We start from the raw sequence: 21,089 nt of genomic DNA, 5'->3' as shown, positions 1-21,089 counted from the left end.
TCCGTTTTGTGCCTGTCGCCTGAGACCGTTAATCTTCTCCGGTCTCATAAAAATTAAAACTCTTTTCGCAGCCAGCTATTAAGTCGCTTGATCCACGAGCCAACTGAAGCCGTAACACGTTTTTCTACTTCTGCTTCACCACTCAAATGGGACTCTTTCCCGTAGTGAAGCAACCCCACCGCCGTTGAGTAATACGGCTCCTGAGCATAATCCGTCAGTCCGGTGATATTCAGCGGCGCACCAATACGCACCTGCGTATGGAACACACGCTGGGCGCAGGCTGCAAGGCCTTCAATTTGCGCCGCGCCACCGGTTAACACAATCCCCGCCGCCAGATGATGTTTCACACCCTGCTGGCGAAGTTGTTCTTGTAATTGCAGTATCTCTTCGTTGACCAGATTGAGCAGTTCGGTATAACGCGGCTCAATGACCTCTGCGAGCGTCTGACGCTGCAGACTGCGCGGCGGTCGCCCACCTACGCTGGGCACTTCCACGCTCTCGTCTTTCCCAACGATGGAGCCTAACGCACACCCGTGGCGCACTTTAATGGCTTCGGCGTCGCTCGGCGGCGTACCAAAGGCATAGGCGATATCACTGGTCACTACGTTTCCTGCGTAAGGTATTACTTTGGTATGGCGCAATGCCCCGCCAGTATAAACGGCGATATCCATTGTACCACCACCAATATCCACCACGCAGACGCCCAGTTCACGTTCATCTTCCGTCAACACGGAATAACTGGCCGCCAGTCCGGCAAATATCAATTGGTCAACTTTCAGGCCACAACGTTCCACGGCTTTGACAATGTTTTTCGCCATATCGTTGTGGCACGTAATCAAATGCACTTTTGCCTGCATACGTACGCCGGAAAGACCGACAGGATTTTTGATGCCTTCCTGGTAGTCGATCGCGTACTCTTGCGGAATAACGTGCAGAACACGATGTTCATCACGAACACGGACCGACTTTGCGGTGTGCACCACGTTTTCCACATCTTCCTGCGTCACTTCCTCTTCGGAGATCGGCACCATGCCGATTTCATTCTGACAGCTAATATGCTTCCCAGAAAGCGCCAGATACACCGAGGAGATCTGGCAATCCGCCATCAGTTCAGCCTGGTCAATGGCGCGCTGTACGCACTTTACCACTGACTCAAGGTCGTTCACTCCGCCTTTATCCATACCGCGCGACGGGCAACTGCCCACCCCAATGATATTGACTATACCATCGGGCAGAACTTCCCCTACTAAAGCGGCAACCTTCGCGGTGCCAATCTCCAGTCCAACTACCAGTTTTCTGTCCGTCGCCTTGATCATTGTTGTTCTGCCTGTGCCTGATTCTGTTGCTGATTAGATTCCTCAGGAGGTAAGGGAACCCACCCTACTGCCGCCCCCGAGTCATAACGCAAATCAACGTAGCTAATCCGTTTGCCATCGGTTTGCGCCTGCTGCTGTAAAACCGGATAAAGTTCTACAAAGCGAGCCAAACGTTTCATGGTGTCGCCCCGACCCAGATTGAGCTTAATATCGTTATTCAGCGTCAACTGCCAGGAACGACGAGCGGTCATTGCCGCTTCCTTCAGGGTGAATCTATCCTTAGCCAGCACCTGCCCCATTTCACGGTACCCTTGCAACACTTCACTCGCGCTGCCTTCCGGGCCGTATAACATGGGTAAAACCTGCTTGCTGGTCCGATCGGTGGGCACACTGAAGGCATTACCTTCCGCGTCCACCATATGCTGATCATTCCAACGCGCAATCGGCACATATTCAACCAGATGAATCTTCAATTCATCTGGCCACTGTTTTCTGACACTCGCCTGTTTAATCCATGGCAAACGTTCAATCTGACTCTGAATGATGTTCACGTCCTGGGTCATAAAGGTTCCAGGCGCCCCGAGAGCCAGAATTGACTGCCGGATATCATCATTGCGCGTGTAATGCCGATCGCCGGTCAGCACCAGTTTCGACAAGGGTAAACGCTGCGCGTCTTCCATCCAGCCCAACACCACCCAGCCGCTGACAAACACGGTGCACAACACTGTCAGCAGGAAAAGAATACCTGCAAGACGCGTTCCATTACTGCGGCGTGAAGATGAGAGTTCTTCTTCACTGTTTCGCGTGTTCAGCGCAGCCTGCGACATATCAGTCCGCCAACTCCAGAATTCGTACCACCAACTGCGAGAAGCTCATGCCCGCCTGACGTGCCGCCATAGGCACCAGACTGTGGCTGGTCATACCCGGAGAGGTATTAGCTTCCAGCAGATAAAACTGGCCATCGCTGTCCTTCATGACATCGATACGACCCCAACCTTTGCAGCCCAGCGCGGTCCACGCTTTCAGGACTAATGCCTGTAACGCGGCCTCTTGATCCACTTCCAGACCAGCAGGACAGAAATATTGTGTCTCATCAGACAGATACTTCGCCTCATAATCATAGAAGGTTCCAGCGGGTTGGATACGAATTGACGGTAAAATTTCTTCACCGAGCATCGCTACCGTAAATTCTGGACCGCTGAGCCATTTTTCAATCAATACTTCTTCATCATGATGAAAAGCCAATGCTAATGCGTTTTGCAAAGCATTTTGTTCTTCAACTTTCGACATTCCCACGCTGGAGCCTTCACGGCTCGGCTTCACAATCAGCGGTAAACCCAACGCGGAAATTTGCGCCATGACGTCATCGCTAAGCCCTTTTTCGAACTCAGCGCACGTTAACGCCACCCACGGCGCGACCGGTAATCCAGCCCCTTGCCACAGCAATTTGCTGCGCAGTTTATCCATAGAAATGGCAGATGCCATCACGCCACTGCCGGTGTACGGCAGGCCAATCAGATCCAGCATCCCCTGCAAAGTGCCATCTTCACCACCGCGCCCGTGCAGGGCGATGAACACCTTCTGAAAACCCATCGATTTCAGAAGGGTGATGTCAACCTCTTGCGGATCCACCGGATGCGCATCCACGCCGCCTTCGCGTAAGCCAGCCAACACGGCGGCACCGGAATTCAGCGAAACTTCACGCTCAGCGGAGGTTCCCCCCAACAGGACCGCAATCTTATCAGCCATGTTGTTCTTCCTCCTGAGTTTGCGGCTTCAGTTTGATTTCAGCTAAGGAACGTGCGATTTTGCCGATATTTCCCGCACCCTGCACCAGAATCAAATCGTTGCCGGTTAATACCGGTGCCAGCATTTCCGCCACTTGGGCAGGGTCGGACACCAGAATCGGGTCAATCTTGCCGCGTCCACGAATGGTACGGCACAGTGAGCGGCTATCCGCGCCAGGGATCGGTGTCTCTCCCGCAGCATAAACGTCCAGCATCAGTAGCGTATCAACCTGGGTCAATACGTTAGCGAAATCATCGTACAGATCGCGCGTACGCGTGAAACGGTGCGGCTGGAACAGCATAACCAGATTTTTGTCCGGCCAGCCCGCGCGCGCGGCTTTGATGGTCGCGTCAACTTCCGTTGGATGATGGCCGTAATCATCGACCAGCATCGCCGTACCGGCTTTACCGTTTACCGGCTCAAGCGGGAACTCACCAAGAACATCGAAACGACGTCCTGTCCCCTGGAAGCTCTCCAGCGCACGCAGGATTGCCTCGTCTTCAATCTCTTCTTCCGTTGCTACCGCCACGGCAGCCGCCGCATTCAGTGCATTATGGCGACCTGGCGCATTCAAGGTCACGCGCAGCGCAGGCTTGTCCTGGCGCAGAAGCGTGAAGTGCCCTTGCGGACCAATCTGCTGATAGTCTTCAATACGCACATCCGCGTCATCGCTAAAACCGTAGGTCGTGGTCTGACGCCCCACTCGCGGCAGCAGCTCACGGATTACCGGGTCATCAACGCACATCACTGCACGACCATAAAACGGCAAATTGTGCAGAAAATTAATGAACGTCTGCTTTAAATTTTCGAAGTCGCCCTGGTAGGTATCCATATGGTCCGCTTCGATGTTGGTGACAATCGCCACCATCGGCTGCAGATGCAGGAACGACGCATCGCTCTCATCTGCTTCAGCAATCAGATAACGACTGTGGCCAAGACGCGCATGCACGCCCGCCGCTTTGACCAGACCACCGTTCACAAAGGTCGGATCCAGACCCGCTTCGGCATAAATACTGGAAACCATTGCCGTGGTTGTGGTTTTGCCATGCGTCCCGGCAATGGCGATGCCGTGACGAAAACGCATTAATTCCGCCAGCATCTCTGCACGGCGAATCACCGGAATGCGCGCTTCATGCGCAGCGACAATCTCCGGGTTATCCGCCGAAATAGCGCTGGATACCACCACCACGCTCGCATCACGGACGTTCTCCGGGCGATGGTTGAAAAAGATAGTGGCACCCAGACTCGTCAACTGTTGCGTAACCGGATTCGGCGCCAAATCGGAACCACTGATCTGATACCCTTCATTGGCCAAAACTTCGGCAATACCGCCCATACCAGCACCACCGATGCCGACAAAGTGAATATGCCGAACGCGACGCATTTCAGGCACGATGGAACGCAGTTTCGCCAATTGTTGTGTATTCATTCTTTACGCCATTAACTTCAAAATTTCATGCGATGCAAAAGGCACCGCCACAATTACACCCGGGCAGCCCGGCTCACTTCATTTGCGACTCGTTCTGTGGCATCAGGAATCGATGCCGCGCGAGCACGCTCTGCCATGGTGAGTAACGTTTCTCGCGACCACCCGGAAAGGGTGCTGGCGACGGCATCCACGGTAAACTGTGGCTGCTCGAGAATTTTGGCTGCGCCCGCTTTTTCCAGCGGCAGCGCATTCCAGTACTGCTGCCTGTCTTTATGCTGAAAGGGCACAAACAGCGCAGGTAACCCTGCGGCAGCAATCTCGCTCACGGTCAATGCACCCGAACGACAAACAACCACATCTGCCCACGCGTAAGCGCCTGCCATGTCGTCAATAAACTCCGTCACCTTATGCTGCGGTTGCCCCGCCTGTGCATAAGCGTCTTCAACCGTCTGCTGCGCGCCTTTACCGCTCTGATGCCAGATAGTGACCGCATCACCCAGTTTTGCGGCAACCTGCGGTAGCGTCTGGTTCAGAACGCGAGCGCCCTGGGAGCCACCAACCACCAGCAGACGAACCGGGCCTTCACGCCCCGCCAGACGCTCCTGCGGCAGAGGCAGCGCCAGCACGTCCGTACGCACCGGATTCCCCACCACTTCCGCTTTCGGGAAGGCGCCAGGAAAAGCCTGCATAACCGTGGTTGCTATCTTCGCCAACCATTTATTGGTCAAACCGGCAATACCGTTCTGCTCATGCAGCACCACCGGGATCCCTAAAGACCAGGCAGCAAGGCCGCCGGGACCGGAAACATAGCCCCCCATGCCCAGCACCACGTCGGGTTTGAACTGTTGCATGATGGCGCGCGCCTGACGCCAGGCGTTAAAAATACGCAGCGGGGCGGCAAGCAATGCCTTGATCCCTTTGCCACGCAAACCGGAGATACGAATGAAGTCAATCTCAATGCCGTGTTTTGGCACTAAATCCGCTTCCATACGATCGGCGGTGCCCAGCCAGCGAACCTGCCAGCCCTGGGCCATTAAATGGTGAGCAACGGCCAATCCTGGGAACACATGTCCGCCGGTACCGCCTGCCATCACCATTAACCGCTTCGGTTGACCACTCATCGTGAACCTCGTGTAAACGCCTGCGCTTTTTCCAGACGCGTTTCATAATCAATACGTAACAAAAACATGATGGCTGTCGACATAATCAACAAACTCGAACCACCATAGCTGATCAGCGGCAGCGTCAGACCTTTGGTCGGTAGCATACCGGCAGCCGCACCAACGTTGACAAGTGCCTGGAAACTAAACCAGATACCGATCGAACAGGCGAGAAAACCGGAGAAACGGTGGTCAATTTCCAGCGCTTTACGCCCAATCGACATCGCGCGAAAAGCGACGAAGAATACCATTAAAAGTGCCAATACCACACCGATATAACCCAGTTCTTCCCCAATAATGGCGAAGATAAAGTCGGTATGCGCCTCCGGCAGGTACTCCAGTTTTTGTACCGAATTCCCCAGTCCTTGCCCCCAGACTTCACCGCGACCAAATGCCATCAGCGATTGCGTTAACTGGTAACCACTGCCAAAGGGATCTTCCCAGGGGTTCCAGAAAGAGGTCACGCGGCGAATACGATAAGGCTCGGCGAGGATCAGCAGAACAACCGCCGATATCCCCATCCCGATGATGGCGATGAACTGCCACAGTTTCGCCCCGGCAAGAAACAGCATCGCCAGCGTGGTCACAAATAACACCACCACCGTACCGAGGTCAGGCTGCGCCAGCAAAAGCACTGCCAGCACCAGGATCACGCCCATCGGTTTTAAGAAGCCGCGCAGGTTATTACGTACCTCGTCGACCTTACGCACCAGGTAGTTCGCGAGGTAGCAGAACAACGACAGCTTGGTAAATTCCGCAGGCTGAATACGCAGCGGCCCCAGCGCAATCCAACGCGATGCCCCGTTAACGGAACTCCCCACCACCAGTACTATTAACAGCATGATGATCGACGCAATCAGCATCGTGGTGCTGTACTTTTGCCAGAACTCCATCGGCAAACGCAGCGTGATCATCCCCAGGCAAAATGCCAGGAAGATATACAGCGCATCACGCTTGGCAAACAGGAACGGGTCGTTCGCCAGCCTTTGCCCCACGGGCATCGACGCTGAGGTCACCATCACGAAACCAATCGCCGCAAGTCCCAGGGTTAACCACAACAACATGCGGTCGTACATAATCAGGCTGTCCGCGTCTTTCTCACGCGAAGCCATCACCCAGCCCTTAAGCGCAGCAAAGCCCCATGCCAGGAGTCCAAATCCCGGCAGGCGCGGCATTCTCAGGCGAGGCAGAGAGAAGCGCATCAACCCAACTCCTTCGCCAGGCGGGTAAATTCATCCCCCCGCTGCTCAAAATTCTTGAACTGATCGAGGCTGGCGCAGGCGGGCGACAACAGCACCATATCTCCCGGCTTCACGCGCGGCGCGATCAAGCGCATCGCCTCTTCCATCGTTTCCGTCTGTTCAGCGACGTCCGGACGCAGTTCCGCCAGTTGTGCGCCGTCACGGCCAAAGCAGTACAGACGAACACGATCGCCGTTCAAATAACGCCCCAGCGAAGAGAAATCCGCTGATTTACCATCTCCGCCGAGCAGCAGATGCAGCGTGCCATCGACATGCAGCCCCTTCAACGCCGCTTCGGTACTGCCTACATTGGTCGCTTTAGAATCGTTGATCCAGCGAACACCGTTATGCTCCAGCGCCAACTGGAAGCGATGCGCAAGACCGGTAAACGTCGTTAACGCTTTCAGGCTGCTGGCGCGCGGTAATCCTGCTGCGTCCGCCAGTGCCAGCGCCGCCAGCGCGTTGGTGTAGTTATGCTGACCGGAAAGCTTCATCTCTTTCACGTTCAGTATTTTTTCGCCTTTGACCCGCAGCCAGGTTTCGCCCTGCTGACGGTTAAGGTGATAGTCACCCATATTGACGCCAAAACTCACGCAGCGCTCATCCGCACCGCGTACCGGCATGGTTAGCGCATCATCGGCATTCACCACGCACACTTTCGCATTCTCGTACACACGCAGTTTCGCCGCGCGATACTGTTGAAGACCAAATGGATATCGGTCCATATGATCTTCCGTAACGTTCAGAATTGTTGCGGCAGCGGCCTGTAGACTGGAGGTGGTTTCCAGTTGGAAACTGGACAGTTCAAGCACATAGAGTTCGCGATCGTCATCCAGCAACATCAGGGCTGGCAGACCGATATTGCCGCCCACACCGACGTTAACGCCCGCCGCTTTCGCCATTTCGCCAACCAGCGTCGTTACCGTACTTTTACCGTTCGACCCGGTGATAGCGACAATGGGTGCCTGCGCTTCGCGACAGAACAGCTCAATGTCGCCCACAATTTCAATACCCGCATCAGCAGCAGCGCGTAGTGAAGGATGCGCAAGGGCAATACCAGGGCTGGCAACCACCAAATCGGCGGCTAATAGCCACTCGTCGTTCAGGCTGCCAACGTGGCGTTCAACCGCTTCAGGTAATTTATCCAGTCCCGGCGGCGTCGCGCGGGTATCCATCACACGGGGCGTCACGCCACGCGCGAGGAAAAAGTCCACGCAAGAAAGTCCGGTGAGACCCAGACCAATGATAACGACGTTTTTACCCTGGTAATCAGCCATGATTAGCGTACCTTCAGCGTTGCCAGGCCAATCAGCACCAGCATCAGCGAAATAATCCAGAAGCGCACAATGACGCGCGGCTCCGGCCAGCCTTTCAGTTCATAGTGATGGTGAATCGGCGCCATGCGGAAAATACGCTGCCCGCGCAGCTTAAAGGAACCGACCTGCAGGATGACCGACAACGTTTCCACCACGAACACCCCGCCCATAATTACCAGCAGGAATTCCTGACGCAGCAGCACGGCGATAATCCCGAGTGCACCGCCCAGCGCCAGTGAACCGACGTCACCCATAAAGACCTGCGCCGGATAAGTGTTAAACCACAGAAAGCCTAACCCCGCGCCGACAATCGCCGTACAGACAATCACCAGTTCACCGGCATGGCGTAAATAGGGAATGTGCAGGTAGCTGGCGAAGTTCATGTTACCGCTCGCCCACGCCACCAGCGCAAAACCAGCCGCGACAAACACGGTTGGCATAATCGCCAGGCCATCAAGGCCATCGGTCAGATTGACCGCGTTCCCCGTCCCCACAATCACGAAGTACGCCAGCAGAACGTAGAACAGCCCCAACTGAGGCATCACGTCTTTAAAGAACGGCACCACCAGTTGAGTGGCTGGCGTATCTTTGCCCGCCAGATAGAGGGCAAACGCCACGCCTAATGCAATGACGGACATCCAGAAATACTTCCAGCGCGCAATCAGGCCTTTCGTGTCTTTGCGGACCACTTTGCGATAGTCATCGACGAACCCAATAATGCCGTAGCCAACCAGCACGACCAATACACACCAGACATACGGGTTAGACGGGTAAGCCCACAGCAGCACAGAAACGACAATCGCGGTCAGGATCATAATGCCGCCCATCGTCGGCGTCCCGCGCTTGCTGAAATGCGACTCCGGACCGTCGTTACGCACAACCTGGCCAAACGACAATTTTTGTAAACGGGCAATCATGCGCGGGCCCATCCACAAAGAGATGAACAGCGCGGTCAGCAGGCTGACGATGGCGCGAAACGTCAGATACGAAAAGACGTTAAAGCCGGAATAATATTTGACCAAATGTTCGGCCAGCCAAACTAACATGTCCCATTCTCCTGTAATGCGTGTACTACCTCTTCCATGGCGGCACTACGTGAACCTTTCACTAAAACAGTCATTGTCTGATGCTCTGCAACCAGCGCCTTAAGACGCGTCACCAACGCAGATTTGTCAGCAAAATGCTCGCCGACGCCGCTGGCGTCACTGATGGCCTGGCTCAGTTTCCCGGTACTCAATACACAATCGATATCTGCCGCTTTCGCCGCCTCGCCAACCTGCACATGGCACGCTTCGCTTTCTGCCCCCAGTTCCGCCATATCGCCAACCACCAACACACGAAAGCCCGGCATTTCAGAAAGAACCTGTACGGCTGCGGTCATCGACCCTACATTGGCGTTGTAGGAGTCATCAAGCAACAGCTGGTTTTCTGCCAGTGAGATCGGGAACAAACGGCCAGGTACGGCCGTTAAGTTAGCCAGACCCGCTTTGATAGCCTCGAGCGGCGCACCAACCGCCATCGACAACGCGCTCGCAGCGAGTGCATTGGCGATATTGTGGCGGCCAGGTAACGGCAGCAGCACATCAATGCTGCCCTTCGGGGTTTGCAGAGAAAACGTTGTGCCATGCAGCGTCACGTGGATTTGGGTTGCCGTGAAATCACTGTGGGCGGCATTGGGTGAAAAGCGCCAGACCGTGCGATCGCCAATAATGCTCTGCCAGTTCAACCAGTCGTTGTTATCGGCATTCAAGATGGCAATGCCGTTTTCCTGCAGACCGGTAAAGATTTCGCCTTTGGCTTTCGCCACGCCCGCCAGCGAGCCGAACCCTTCCAGGTGCGCCGCAGCGAGATTGTTCACCAGCGCCGCTTCCGGACGCGTCAGGCCGACGGTCCAGGCAATTTCACCCTGGTGGTTAGCGCCTAATTCAATCACCGCATAGTCATAATCATGATTCAGACGTAGCAGCGTCATCGGCACGCCGATGTCGTTATTGAGATTGCCGGCGGTATATAAAGTGTTTCCGCACTGGCTCAGAATGGCCGCCGTCATCTCTTTAACCGATGTTTTACCGGATGAACCGGTTAACGCCACCACGCGAGCCGGAACCTGTGCGCGTACCCACGCCGCCAGTTCGCCAAACGCCAGACGCGTGTCTTTGACGATCAGCTGCGGGAGGTCGATATCCAGAGGACGATTGACCAGCAGCGCCCCCGCCCCACCTGCTTTCGCTTTATCGGCAAAATCGTGGGCGTCGAAGCGTTCGCCTTTCAGCGCCACAAACAGGCAGCCCGGCGTCAGTTTACGCGTATCGGTCGTTACCGCGTCCAGCGTCAAATCGGCACCTTGCAACTCGCCGTGCAGAATCTCAGCCAGTTGGCTGAGCGTTACGTTAATCATGCGATAACCCCCAGCAGGCGCGCGGCGGTCACACGGTCGGAATAGTCGAGACGCTGGGAGCCGACGATCTGATAATCTTCATGCCCCTTACCCGCAATCAGTACGACGTCGTCCTCTTTCGCTTGCATAATGGCGTTGGTGACGGCTTCGGCACGGCCTTCCATCACCTTCGCATGCCCGGCGTCCAGCATTCCGGCAAGGATATCGTTGATAATGGCACGCGGCTCTTCAGTACGCGGATTATCGTCGGTCACCACTGCCACATCAGCAAATTGTTCAGCAATCGCGCCCATTAGCGGACGTTTGCCTTTATCGCGATCGCCGCCGCAGCCGAAGACGCACCACAGTTTGCCTGCGCAATGCAGGCGTGCCGCTTCAAGCGCTTTTTCCAGCGCGTCCGGCGTATGGGCGTAGTCAACAACGACAGTCGGTTTACCCGGCGCACTAAAGACTTCCATGCGCCCGCAAACGGGTTGCAGGCGGGAGGCTGTTTTCAGCAGTTCAGCCAACGGATAACCCAACGCCAGCAGCGTAGCCAGCGCCAGCAGAAGGTTGCTGACGTTAAACGCGCCCATCAAGCGGCTTTCAATCTCGCCTTCGCCCCAACTGGAAGCAAAGCGAATGGTTGCTCCGCTGTCGTGATAATTCACCTCAACGGCTTTCAACCAACGGCCATGGCAGTTGGGATTAATACAGTCTTCCATCGAAACGGCAACCGCATCCGGCAATTTCGCCAGCCAGCGACGACCCACGTCATCATCAGCATTAACAATCGCCTGACCGCAGTGATGCGTGGAGTACAGCAGCCATTTCGCCGCTTCGTAATGCTCCATGTCACCGTGATAGTCGAGGTGATCACGACTTAAATTCGTAAAGACTGACGCCGCAAATTTCAGCGCAGCGACGCGGTGTTGCACCAGGCCGTGAGAAGAAACTTCCATCGCGCCGAGTGTCGCGCCCTGCTCAACCAGTCCCGCCAGCACATGCTGGACATCAACCGCTGAACCGGTGGTATTTTCCGTCGGGATCACTTTGCCCAGCAAACCATTGCCTACTGTTCCCATCACCGCGCTGGTTTCGCCGAGCAATTGGCTCCATTGCGCCAGCAGTTGGGTGGTTGTGGTTTTACCGTTTGTGCCGGTCACGCCCACCAGACGCATTCTTTCTGAGGGTTCATGATAGAAGCGACCAGCCAGTGCAGATAAACGCTCGTTGAGCTGGCTGAGATAGATGACCGGAACGCCGTGCATTTCACGGATCTCACCGTCGGTCGCCTCATCTTTTGCCTCTGCAATAATGGCAGCCACACCTTGCGCTATCGCCTGCGGGATATATCGACGCCCGTCCGCCTGATGACCTTTTACTGCCACAAAGAGATCGCCCGATGCAGCCACACGGCTGTCGAGTGTCATCTCCCGCAGTGCTCGCTCCGGTGCGCCCGGCACCCATGGAGCAAGAAGGTCGCGCAAATTACGATCTGCCACCTGTTCCCTCGCCTTGATTAATTACGAATTCACTTTTCTCGCCCGTTGCCAGTGCGTCCGGTTCGATGTTCATGGTGCGCAGTACGCCGCCCATGATGGCACCAAAGACCGGCGCGGAAACGGCGCCGCCGTAGTATTTACCCGCCTGCGGATCGTTGATAACAACAACCAGCGCAAAGCGCGGCTGACTCGCAGGCGCAACGCCTGCGGTATACGCAATGTATTTATTGATGTAGCGCCCGTCCGGGCCCACTTTTTTCGCCGTACCGGTTTTAATGGCGATGCGATACCCTTTGATCGCGGCTTTTACGCCACCGCCGCCCGGTAATGCCACGCTCTCCATCATGTGCACGACGGTACGAACGGTAGATTCCGGGAAGATACGCTCGCCCGGAACGGGCGGGTCAACTTTGGTAATTGAGAGCGGGCGATAGACGCCGTAGCTGCCAATCGTTGCATAGACTCGCGCTAACTGTAACGGCGTTACCATTAGCCCATAGCCGAAAGAGAAGGTGGCCCTCTCTATGTCAGACCACCGTTGTTTTTGAGGATATAAGCCACTGCGTTCTCCGACCAACCCCAAATTGGTCGCTTTTCCCAGCCCAAAACGTGAGTAAGTATCTACTAACGCTGAGGACGGCATCGCTAACGCCAGCTTAGAAACACCGACGTTACTCGACTTCTGTAAAACCCCGGTAAGGGTCAGTTCGCTGTAACGCGCCACGTCTTTGATTTCGTGACCGTTAATTCGGTAGGGAATGGTGTTGAGTACGGTATTTTCACGCACCACGCCGCGTTGTAGCGCGGTCATCACCACCATCGGTTTGACGGTTGACCCCGGTTCGAAGACGTCGGTAATGGTACGGTTACGCATGACATCTTTCTGCGTGCCGGTCAGGTTGTTCGGGTTATAAGACGGGCTGTTAGCCATTGCCAGCACTTCGCCAGTGCTCACATCCACCAGCACGGCGCTACCCGACTCCGCCTTGTTAAAGGCTACAGCGTTATTCAGCTCGCGATACACCAGCGCCTGTAAGCGTTCATCAATGCTCAACGCCAGGTTATGCGCCGCCTGACTGTCGGTAGAAGAGATATCCTCAATGACGCGACCATAGCGATCTTTACGCACAACACGTTCGCCCGGCTGACCCGTAAGCCACTTATCAAAGCTCTTCTCAACGCCTTCAATACCCTGACTGTCGACGTTGGTAAAACCAATGAGGTGAGCGGTCACTTCTCCGGAAGGATAGTAACGGCGGGATTCTTCACGCAGATGAATACCAGGAAGCTTCAGCTTTTTGATGTAATCGCCAAGATCCGGGTTTACCTGACGCGCCAGATAAATAAAGCGGCCTCTTGGATTCGCGTTAACACGCGCCGCCAGCTGATCGAGCGGCATTTTCAGCGCGTCAGCCAGCGCTTTCCAGCGATTATCCAGTGTAATGCCACCGGCATCATGCAGCTCTTTCGGATCGGCCCAAATCGCTTTTACCGGGACACTCACAGCCAGCGGACGACCAGACCGATCGGTTATCATGCCGCGTGATGTTGCGACTTCCTGCACACGTAGAGAACGCATGTCCCCCTGGCGCACCAGCATATCCGGCGCGATGATCTGCAGCCAGGCCGCGCGACCCAACAGAAAAACCAGCGCCAGTAAAATGCAGCCGCACAGCAACGCAAAACGCCAACTGATAAAGTTGGGCTGTTCTTCCTGGCGTTTTGGTTTGAGCGTTTTTGCCGCTGCTTTCATGCGTCGCGTTTATCCTTATTTTTGCACTACGATATTTTCTTGTGAGGGATCAACATGCTGCAACTGCAGTTTTTCCGTTGCAATCCGTTCCACCCGGCTATGATCGCCGAGCGCATTTTCTTCAAGGATCAGGTTGCGCCATTCGATATCCAACGCATCCCGCTCCAGAACCAATTGCTCACGCTGCGCGGTCAATAGTCGCGTGTGATGCGCCGTGGTGACGACAGTCACCGCCGTCAAAATGATGCAAATGAACAGGCAGAGTGGCAGCTTCCCGTACCGCAAAAGATCGTCACCGATCACGCCAGGCAAAGCATGGCGCTCGTTGCTTCCTATTGATCCCTTAACTTTGCTGAGGGCATCTGTCACTCTGCTGATCATGCGTTCGTCCTCTCTGCAATTCGCAGAACTGAACTACGGGCACGTGGATTCTCTGCCACCTCTTCTTCGCCCGGCATCAACTTGCCTAACGCTCGCAACTCGCGGCCACCCAGTTTTTTGAGCTGATCTTCCGTCATCGGCAATCCTGCTGGTACTTGCGGACCGCGACTTTGCTCACGCATAAAGCGCTTCACAATACGGTCTTCCAGCGAGTGGAAACTGATGATGGAAAGTCGCCCTCCCGGGGCCAGCACGCTGAGCGAGCTTTTTAGCGCCTGCTCTATCTCCTCCAGTTCACTGTTCACCCAAATGCGCACCGCCTGGAAGGTACGGGTCGCGGGATGTTTGTGTTTGTCCTTCACCGGCGTCGCAGCCGCAATCACTTCTGCGAGCTCTTTGGTACGAGTCATCGGCTCAATGCGGTTACGTTCAACAATGGCGCGGGCAATACGTTTACCAAAACGCTCCTCGCCAAAGGTTTTGATCACCCAGGCGATGTCCGCTTCTTCAGCCGTTTGCAGCCATTCGGCAGCAGACTGGCCACGCGTTGGGTCCATTCGCATATCCAACGGACCATCACGCATGAAGGAAAAGCCGCGCTCGGCATCATCGAGTTGCGGAGAAGAGACGCCAAGATCGAGAAGGATTCCGTCAATCTTACCCGTCAGTTCACGCTCGGCGACGTACTCAGCCAGCGCAGAGAAAGGTCCATGAATGATGGAGAAGCGAGGATCATTGATGGTTTGGGCAACGGCAATAGCCTGCGGATCGCGATCGATTGCCAGTAAACGTCCGTTGTCGCCAAGTTGCGACAGGATCAGACGTGAGTGACCACCGCGACCAAATGTCCCATCAATGTAAATGCCGTCAGGGCGAATGTTCAGACCGTTTACGGCCTCGTCCAGCAGCACCGTTGTATGTTTAAAATTTTCCATCATCATTATAGAGACAAGTCCTGCAGTCGCTCCGACAAGGTTTCGGTAACAGACTGCTCAGCGTCGATATCTTCCTTGACCCGTTGATACCAGGTCGTTTCATCCCACAGTTCAAATTTGTTGAACTGTCCAACCAGCATCACTTCTTTCGTCAGTGCGGCATGTTGCCGCAGAATCGGCGCGATCAATAGACGACCGGCACTGTCCATCTGACATTCGCTGGCATGTCCCAATAGTAAGCGCTGCACGCGGCGCTCAACCGGATTCATGCTCGACAGACGCGATAATTTTTGCTCGATAACTTCCCATTCAGGCAGGGGGTACAGCAGCAGGCACGGGTGATGAATGTCAATGGTACACACCATTTGACCGGTAGCGCTCTCGAGCAGTTGATCCCGATAACGGGTGGGCACAGATAAGCGCCCTTTACTGTCGAGATTGACTAACGTTGCTCCCCGGAACATGCCAGCCTCACCCCCAATTACCACTTTATCCCACAAAATCCCACTTAAAGGAGTTTACGGAGCGGAGGAAAAGCTTGTCAAGCCAGTAGCAACGCTTACCGGAGCAAAAAACCCAATGTTTACGGCTAATATCAGCGTTGATTAAATTACGTCCAACGAACGAAGCAAATTAACGTCATGAATATTTGTAAGAAAAAAAAACAAAAACTCATCACCGTTTAAAACGACTCAATACCATCTGAAGAAAATATAAAGTGTCAGTTTGCGACGCGAGCGGCATTTTAGGACATATTGCAGCGGGATAACAGTACCTGTTTATCGGTCGTTATGCCCCCTGCAGCCAGGGAGTACGATGCGTTACCGCATCAGGGAAGGAAAGTGTTTGTTAATTCGGCAATTCCCCACAAGCATGTAACAAAATAATACAAGAGCAACCTGCCGTTACCGCCCAATAACCTGAAAAAGGGTTGTGAGAGTGCAATCAGGATTATTTATAAGATATCTCAGCGAGATTTTAAGGAATAATCTTAATTCTGATACGGTTATTGATTTTCTTTTTTTATTTCCCCCGCACCTAAGCATTTTCTGGCGCGGGGGTATTAACTCAGCTACGGCTAAGGACGCCACGGCGATACAAATTACGTTTGATCCGTGTTAAACCCGGTTTTGGCTTACGGGGTTCATCCAGACTCGCCAGAACAATCTCAAGAACACGCTCAGCGACATCACGATGGCGTTGCGCCACGGCAAGTACCGGACATTGCAGAAAATCGAGCAGTTCATTATCACCAAAAGTGGCGATAGCCAGTTCGGAAGGTAATTTCCCATCACGACGCAATGTCACATCCATCACGCCCTGCAACAGTGCAAAAGAGGTGGTAAACAGCGCCTGCGGCATCGGGTGCGTTTCCAGCCATTTTTCAAACAGCTGCGCTGCGGCGGCCCGCTCGTAACTGTTGGCATACAAGAAATGCACTTCACGCGGATCATCCTTCCACGCGGTACGGAATCCCTGCTCACGCAGGAAACTCACCGACAGTTCTGGCAGCGCCCCCAAATAGAGCACCGTTTCCCCAGGGAATTTGCGAAGCTCTCCAGCCAGCATTTCCGCATCATCCTGGTCAGCGCCAACAACGCTGGTAAAATGTTCGCGATCGAGTGCACGATCCAGCGCAACAATCGGGAAAGCATCATTAGCCCAGCGCTGATAGAAAGGATGCTCCGGCGGCAAAGAGGTCGACACAATAATTGCATCCACCTGGCGCTGCAAAAGGTGTTCGATGCAGCGCATTTCGTTATCCGGCTGATCTTCAGAACAGGCGATCAACAGTTGATAACCCCGCTGGCGCGCCTGGCGTTCCAGATAGTTTGCAATGCGGGTATAACTTGTGTTCTCGAGGTCAGGAATGACCAGACCAATGGAGCGAGTGCGTCCCGCACGCAGCCCGGCAGCCACAGCATTGGGGTGATAATTATGCTCGCGCACCACCGCCATGACTTTTTCAACGGTCTTGTCGCTCACGCGATATTGCTTTGCTTTTCCGTTAATAACGTAGCTTGCAGTCGTTCGCGATACACCGGCTAGCCGAGCGATTTCATCCAGTTTCACAATTGCCCCTTGCGTAAAAAGTACAAACCATAACCACTGAGACGGCATGGGTAAAATTAATTAACATCTAATCGCAGAATACGCACTGCGTGCAACCGCTTTTGTCTCTGGTTATTGCGGATTTCGCAAAAAAAGGCCCAACCGGTAACGTTGAGCCTGCGAAATCGGAGTAAGGTATTCCTTAGCGCATGATTTTATCACCGCGCGAAAGACCGACCACGCCTGAACGCGCAACTTCAACAATCTTCGCCACCTCGCGCAACGTTGCCAGGAAAGCATCCAGTTTTTCACTGGTTCCCGCCAGTTGGACGGTATAAATAGACGGGGTGACGTCAATAATCTGCCCACGGAAGATCTCGGTGTTGCGCTTGACCTCTTCACGCCCGTAGCCGCTGGCCTGGATCTTCACCAGCATGATTTCACGTTCAACGTGCGCCCCTTGCCCAAGCTCGCTCACCCGCAACACATCGACCAGCTTGTGCAACTGTTTTTCGATTTGTTCGAGGACTTTTTCATCACCCACGGTCTGGATGGTCATACGCGATAATGTCGGATCGTCAGTCGGCGCAACGGTCAGGCTTTCAATATTGTAGCCACGCTGCGAAAAGAGGCCAATCACGCGCGACAATGCCCCTGACTCGTTCTCCAGCAATACAGATAATATCCGGCGCATAATCAGGTCCTCTCCGTTTTGCTTAACCACATTTCATCCATCCCGCCCCCGCGAATCTGCATAGGGTAGACATGCTCACTGCCATCCACCGTCACATCGACGAAGACCAGGCGATTATTATGTACGTGCTCAAGGGCCTCGCTCAGTTTGCTTTCCAGCTCGCCCGGATGGTTAATCTGGATACCAACATGACCATAGGCTTGCGCCAGACGTACAAAATCAGGCAATGACTGCATGTAAGATTGCGAATGCCGCCCCGAATAGATCATGTCCTGCCACTGCTTAACCATCCCCAGATATCGGTTATTCAGGTTGAGCACCAGAACAGGCAATTCATACTGCAGCGCAGTCGACAGCTCCTGGATGTTCATCTGGATACTGCCATCGCCGGTCACACAAACGACCGTTTCTTCGGGCAGCGCCATCTTCACCCCCAGCGCCGCAGGCAGACCAAACCCCATGGTGCCCAGCCCACCGGAGTTAATCCAGCGACGCGGTTTATCAAACGGGTAGTAAAGCGCGGCAAACATTTGGTGTTGGCCGACGTCGGAGGTGACGTACGCCTCGCCTTTGGTGAGACGCCAGATAGCCTCGATCACCGCTTGCGGTTTGATGCTCTCACTTTGCGTGTCATATTTCAGACACTGGCGTGCACGCCAGCGCTCAATCTGTTGCCACCAGTCGCGAATATCATCCAACGGTTGCGCGGCGGACTCTTGCGGTAGCAATTCCAGCATCTGCTCCAGCACCAGACGCGCGTCGCCCACAATCGGCACATCTGCCGTCACCGTTTTTGAGATAGACGTAGGGTCGATATCAATATGTAAAACGGTCGCATTCGGACAATATTTTGCCAGGTTATTGGTTGTGCGATCGTCGAACCGTACCCCCACAGCAAAAATCACATCCGCGTTATGCATGGTCATATTCGCTTCATACGTGCCATGCATGCCCAACATCCCTAAGGACTGTTGATGCGTTGCCGGGAATGCGCCAAGCCCCATTAATGAAGAGACAACCGGGAGATTAAGCGTCTCAACCGTCTGGCGGAGTTCCTCGTGGCAGGCTGAATTTATCGCCCCGCCGCCCACGTAGACCACCGGTTTTTTCGCTGCCACCAGGGTTTGCAACGCGCGCTTAATTTGCCCTTTATGCCCTGTCGTTGTCGGATTATACGAACGCATACTGACGGCATCCGGCCAGACATAAGGCAGTTTTTTCGCCGGGCTTAGAATATCTTTGGGTAAATCCACCACTACCGGGCCGGGCCGCCCGCTCGCCGCCAGCCAAAACGCCTTTTTGAGCACCTGAGGGATATCTTCCGTCTGCTTGACCAGGAAACTGTGTTTTACCACCGGGCGGGAGATCCCCACCATGTCACATTCCTGAAACGCATCGTAGCCAATCAACGAGGTCGCCACCTGGCCGGAAAGGATCACCAGCGGAATAGAATCCATGTAGGCCGTAGCGATGCCCGTAATGGCGTTTGTCGCTCCGGGACCTGAAGTCACCAGCACCACGCCTACCTCACCGGTCGCCCGCGCTAACCCATCCGCCATATGCACGGCAGCCTGTTCATGACGTACCAGGACGTGATCGATCCCCCCCACCGTATGCAGTGCATCATAAATATCGAGAACTGCGCCCCCGGGATATCCGAAAACCTGTTTCACGCCCTGATCGATGAGCGATCGCACGACCATCTCGGCTCCAGACAACATCTCCATGGCTTGCCTCACTGTATGATGATTAACATTTGCTAAACACATTAACCGCTCGTCCTGATGCAGGCAATTCGGGTAGACGCCGGTAAACAGAGTGAGATTAGAATAAATGAGAGGAATGAAAGGATTTAATGGCGGATTACACCATGATACGTATTCGTGGTGACAATTAATCGCTTAAAAATGAGGAGTTACAGCAATTCCTCTATTTTTCAGGATGTCCAACATGAAGCTCAACAGTGAATTCAGTATAAAATTTCACACTTATTAAAAAATGCAGAATAAACCAGAAGTCGCACCCTGATTTATTCTGCCCGTTTTATCGCTTGCAGACAGAAACCAATAACTCTTCCATCCACTGATGTCCTTTATCGCGACCCGCTGCTTCATGCCAGGAGAGATAACACGTCCGGTTATTCAGTTTTAAAGGTAAAGGCAATATTTGTAATTCTAATGAGCCCGCAAATTCTTCTGCCAGCCAGCGAGGGGCAATAGAAACCAGGTGCGTTTGCGAAACAACATTAAGCACGCTAATCATCGCCATACCTTGATAGGCGACACAGGCTTGTTTATCCGCTGAGTCATACCAGGGTTGGCTAAAAGAAGCAAAACGATCCAGTGATACAACAGCGTGTTGTTCATTATACACATCGCTTTCCAGCAATGGGCCATTGATATGCGGATGTTTTTTGCTGGCAACTAATACCATTTCATCATTAAACAACGGAATGCTGGTGAACTCGGGACGACGAAATTCCTCATAACTAATAACAAATTCCGTTTCCTGATAACGTAATTGATGTTCTGTGTTCTGATTTAATGACGATTTAAAAACAACATGTATATTTGGGGCAATTTGTTCTACACGATTATAAATAAGAGACGTCAGAATATTATCCAACGGACTGCAGACACAAAGATTGAACACGCGTTCGCTGCTGGTCGGTTCAAAGCCCGAACCCGGTAACTCATTCTGCACCAGTTGCAGCGCCTGCCGAACGGAACCGAATAGCTGAAATGCACGCGCTGTCGGCTGAATACCACGCCCGTAACGCACAAATAACTCGTCATTAAACATGACTTTCAAACGCGCAACTGCGTTACTTACCGCAGGTTGTGACATCCCCAGAGAATGTGCCGCTCGCGTGATATTCTGTTCCTGCATTACCGCATCAAAAACGGTTAATAAATTGAGATCAACCATTCGAAGTTGCGGTTTCCCCATCTCTAAAAGATGCGGTTTAGTTTTTACCTCTGGCATATTTAACTCCACTGTCACACTACACTTCCTTTTCCTTGGGGGGAATGCAGAAATAAACTCAGAAAATATGATTTACCATGCATATAGAATAAGAAAAAGAAAAATAAAAAAATTAGGAAAACATAAAGGCATCGTTTAGAAAACGGTGAAAGATATG

Annotated in this window: 18 protein-coding genes; all 18 read right to left on the bottom strand. The window is 53.7% G+C overall.

What is annotated here, in order from left to right; translation table 11 throughout:
- Positions 1–53: 53 nt before the first annotated feature.
- Positions 54–1,316: a cell division protein FtsA gene (gene ftsA, locus AC07NP_RS07580; RefSeq protein ID WP_192611085.1), complete on the bottom strand. Its 1,263-nt coding sequence runs from the start codon at positions 1,314–1,316 to the stop codon at positions 54–56.
- Complete coding sequence (gene ftsQ, locus AC07NP_RS07575) at positions 1,313–2,143, bottom strand: cell division protein FtsQ (RefSeq protein ID WP_162381018.1); 831 nt, start codon at positions 2,141–2,143, stop codon at positions 1,313–1,315. Before ftsQ ends, ftsA begins: the two co-directional genes overlap by 4 nt.
- Position 2,144: 1 nt before the next feature.
- The gene (locus AC07NP_RS07570; protein WP_494660047.1) at positions 2,145–3,065 is read right to left on the bottom strand and encodes a D-alanine--D-alanine ligase; all 921 of its coding nucleotides are present in this window, start codon (positions 3,063–3,065) and stop codon (positions 2,145–2,147) included.
- A complete protein-coding gene (murC, locus tag AC07NP_RS07565; RefSeq protein WP_192611082.1) occupies positions 3,058–4,533 on the bottom strand; it encodes a UDP-N-acetylmuramate--L-alanine ligase in 1,476 nt (491 codons plus the stop codon). Before murC ends, AC07NP_RS07570 begins: the two co-directional genes overlap by 8 nt.
- A 53-nt stretch (positions 4,534–4,586) precedes the next feature.
- A complete protein-coding gene (gene murG / locus AC07NP_RS07560; RefSeq protein WP_490468617.1) occupies positions 4,587–5,654 on the bottom strand; it encodes an undecaprenyldiphospho-muramoylpentapeptide beta-N-acetylglucosaminyltransferase in 1,068 nt (355 codons plus the stop codon).
- Positions 5,651–6,895 carry a cell division protein FtsW gene (gene ftsW / locus AC07NP_RS07555; RefSeq protein ID WP_494660046.1) on the bottom strand — a complete coding sequence of 415 codons (1,245 nt, stop codon included), beginning with the start codon at positions 6,893–6,895 and terminating at the stop codon, positions 5,651–5,653. Before ftsW ends, murG begins: the two co-directional genes overlap by 4 nt.
- Complete coding sequence (gene murD / locus AC07NP_RS07550) at positions 6,895–8,211, bottom strand: UDP-N-acetylmuramoyl-L-alanine--D-glutamate ligase (RefSeq protein WP_494660045.1); 1,317 nt, start codon at positions 8,209–8,211, stop codon at positions 6,895–6,897. Before murD ends, ftsW begins: the two co-directional genes overlap by 1 nt.
- 2 nt (positions 8,212–8,213) lie before the next feature.
- Positions 8,214–9,296 carry a phospho-N-acetylmuramoyl-pentapeptide-transferase gene (mraY, locus tag AC07NP_RS07545; RefSeq protein WP_203358930.1) on the bottom strand — a complete coding sequence of 361 codons (1,083 nt, stop codon included), beginning with the start codon at positions 9,294–9,296 and terminating at the stop codon, positions 8,214–8,216.
- On the bottom strand, positions 9,290–10,648 hold the full coding sequence (gene murF / locus AC07NP_RS07540) for a UDP-N-acetylmuramoyl-tripeptide--D-alanyl-D-alanine ligase (protein WP_494660044.1): 1,359 nt from the start codon (positions 10,646–10,648) through the stop codon (positions 9,290–9,292). The genes mraY and murF overlap by 7 nt, the downstream gene beginning before the upstream one ends.
- Entirely contained in the window at positions 10,645–12,132 is a 1,488-nt protein-coding gene (murE, locus tag AC07NP_RS07535) for a UDP-N-acetylmuramoyl-L-alanyl-D-glutamate--2,6-diaminopimelate ligase (protein ID WP_494660043.1), read from the bottom strand. Before murE ends, murF begins: the two co-directional genes overlap by 4 nt.
- Positions 12,119–13,885 (bottom strand): peptidoglycan glycosyltransferase FtsI, encoded by a 1,767-nt coding sequence (locus AC07NP_RS07530; protein WP_203358933.1) that lies wholly within the window; start codon positions 13,883–13,885, stop codon positions 12,119–12,121. The genes murE and AC07NP_RS07530 overlap by 14 nt, the downstream gene beginning before the upstream one ends.
- 15 nt (positions 13,886–13,900) lie before the next feature.
- On the bottom strand, positions 13,901–14,266 hold the full coding sequence (gene ftsL, locus AC07NP_RS07525) for a cell division protein FtsL (protein WP_203358934.1): 366 nt from the start codon (positions 14,264–14,266) through the stop codon (positions 13,901–13,903).
- Positions 14,263–15,204 carry a 16S rRNA (cytosine(1402)-N(4))-methyltransferase RsmH gene (gene rsmH, locus AC07NP_RS07520; protein WP_192614295.1) on the bottom strand — a complete coding sequence of 314 codons (942 nt, stop codon included), beginning with the start codon at positions 15,202–15,204 and terminating at the stop codon, positions 14,263–14,265. Before rsmH ends, ftsL begins: the two co-directional genes overlap by 4 nt.
- Positions 15,205–15,206: 2 nt before the next feature.
- Positions 15,207–15,665 (bottom strand): division/cell wall cluster transcriptional repressor MraZ, encoded by a 459-nt coding sequence (gene mraZ / locus AC07NP_RS07515; protein WP_203361319.1) that lies wholly within the window; start codon positions 15,663–15,665, stop codon positions 15,207–15,209.
- 604 nt (positions 15,666–16,269) lie between these two features.
- A complete protein-coding gene (gene cra / locus AC07NP_RS07510; RefSeq protein WP_203358935.1) occupies positions 16,270–17,274 on the bottom strand; it encodes a catabolite repressor/activator in 1,005 nt (334 codons plus the stop codon).
- A 181-nt stretch (positions 17,275–17,455) separates the two neighbouring features.
- On the bottom strand, positions 17,456–17,947 hold the full coding sequence (ilvN, locus tag AC07NP_RS07505) for an acetolactate synthase small subunit (RefSeq protein WP_162380992.1): 492 nt from the start codon (positions 17,945–17,947) through the stop codon (positions 17,456–17,458).
- Between the two features lie 2 nt (positions 17,948–17,949).
- Positions 17,950–19,674 carry an acetolactate synthase 3 large subunit gene (ilvI, locus tag AC07NP_RS07500; RefSeq protein WP_203358936.1) on the bottom strand — a complete coding sequence of 575 codons (1,725 nt, stop codon included), beginning with the start codon at positions 19,672–19,674 and terminating at the stop codon, positions 17,950–17,952.
- A gap of 316 nt (positions 19,675–19,990) precedes the next feature.
- Positions 19,991–20,932, bottom strand: a complete 942-nt coding sequence (gene leuO, locus AC07NP_RS07495) for a transcriptional regulator LeuO (RefSeq protein WP_203361320.1) — start codon at positions 20,930–20,932, stop codon at positions 19,991–19,993.
- Positions 20,933–21,089: the final 157 nt, after the last annotated feature.

This window comes from Citrobacter sp. GW821-FHT07H02 (assembly GCF_059418505.1).
Note: the sequence above shows the minus strand (reverse complement) of the source record. Positions and strands in the feature narration are given on the sequence as shown.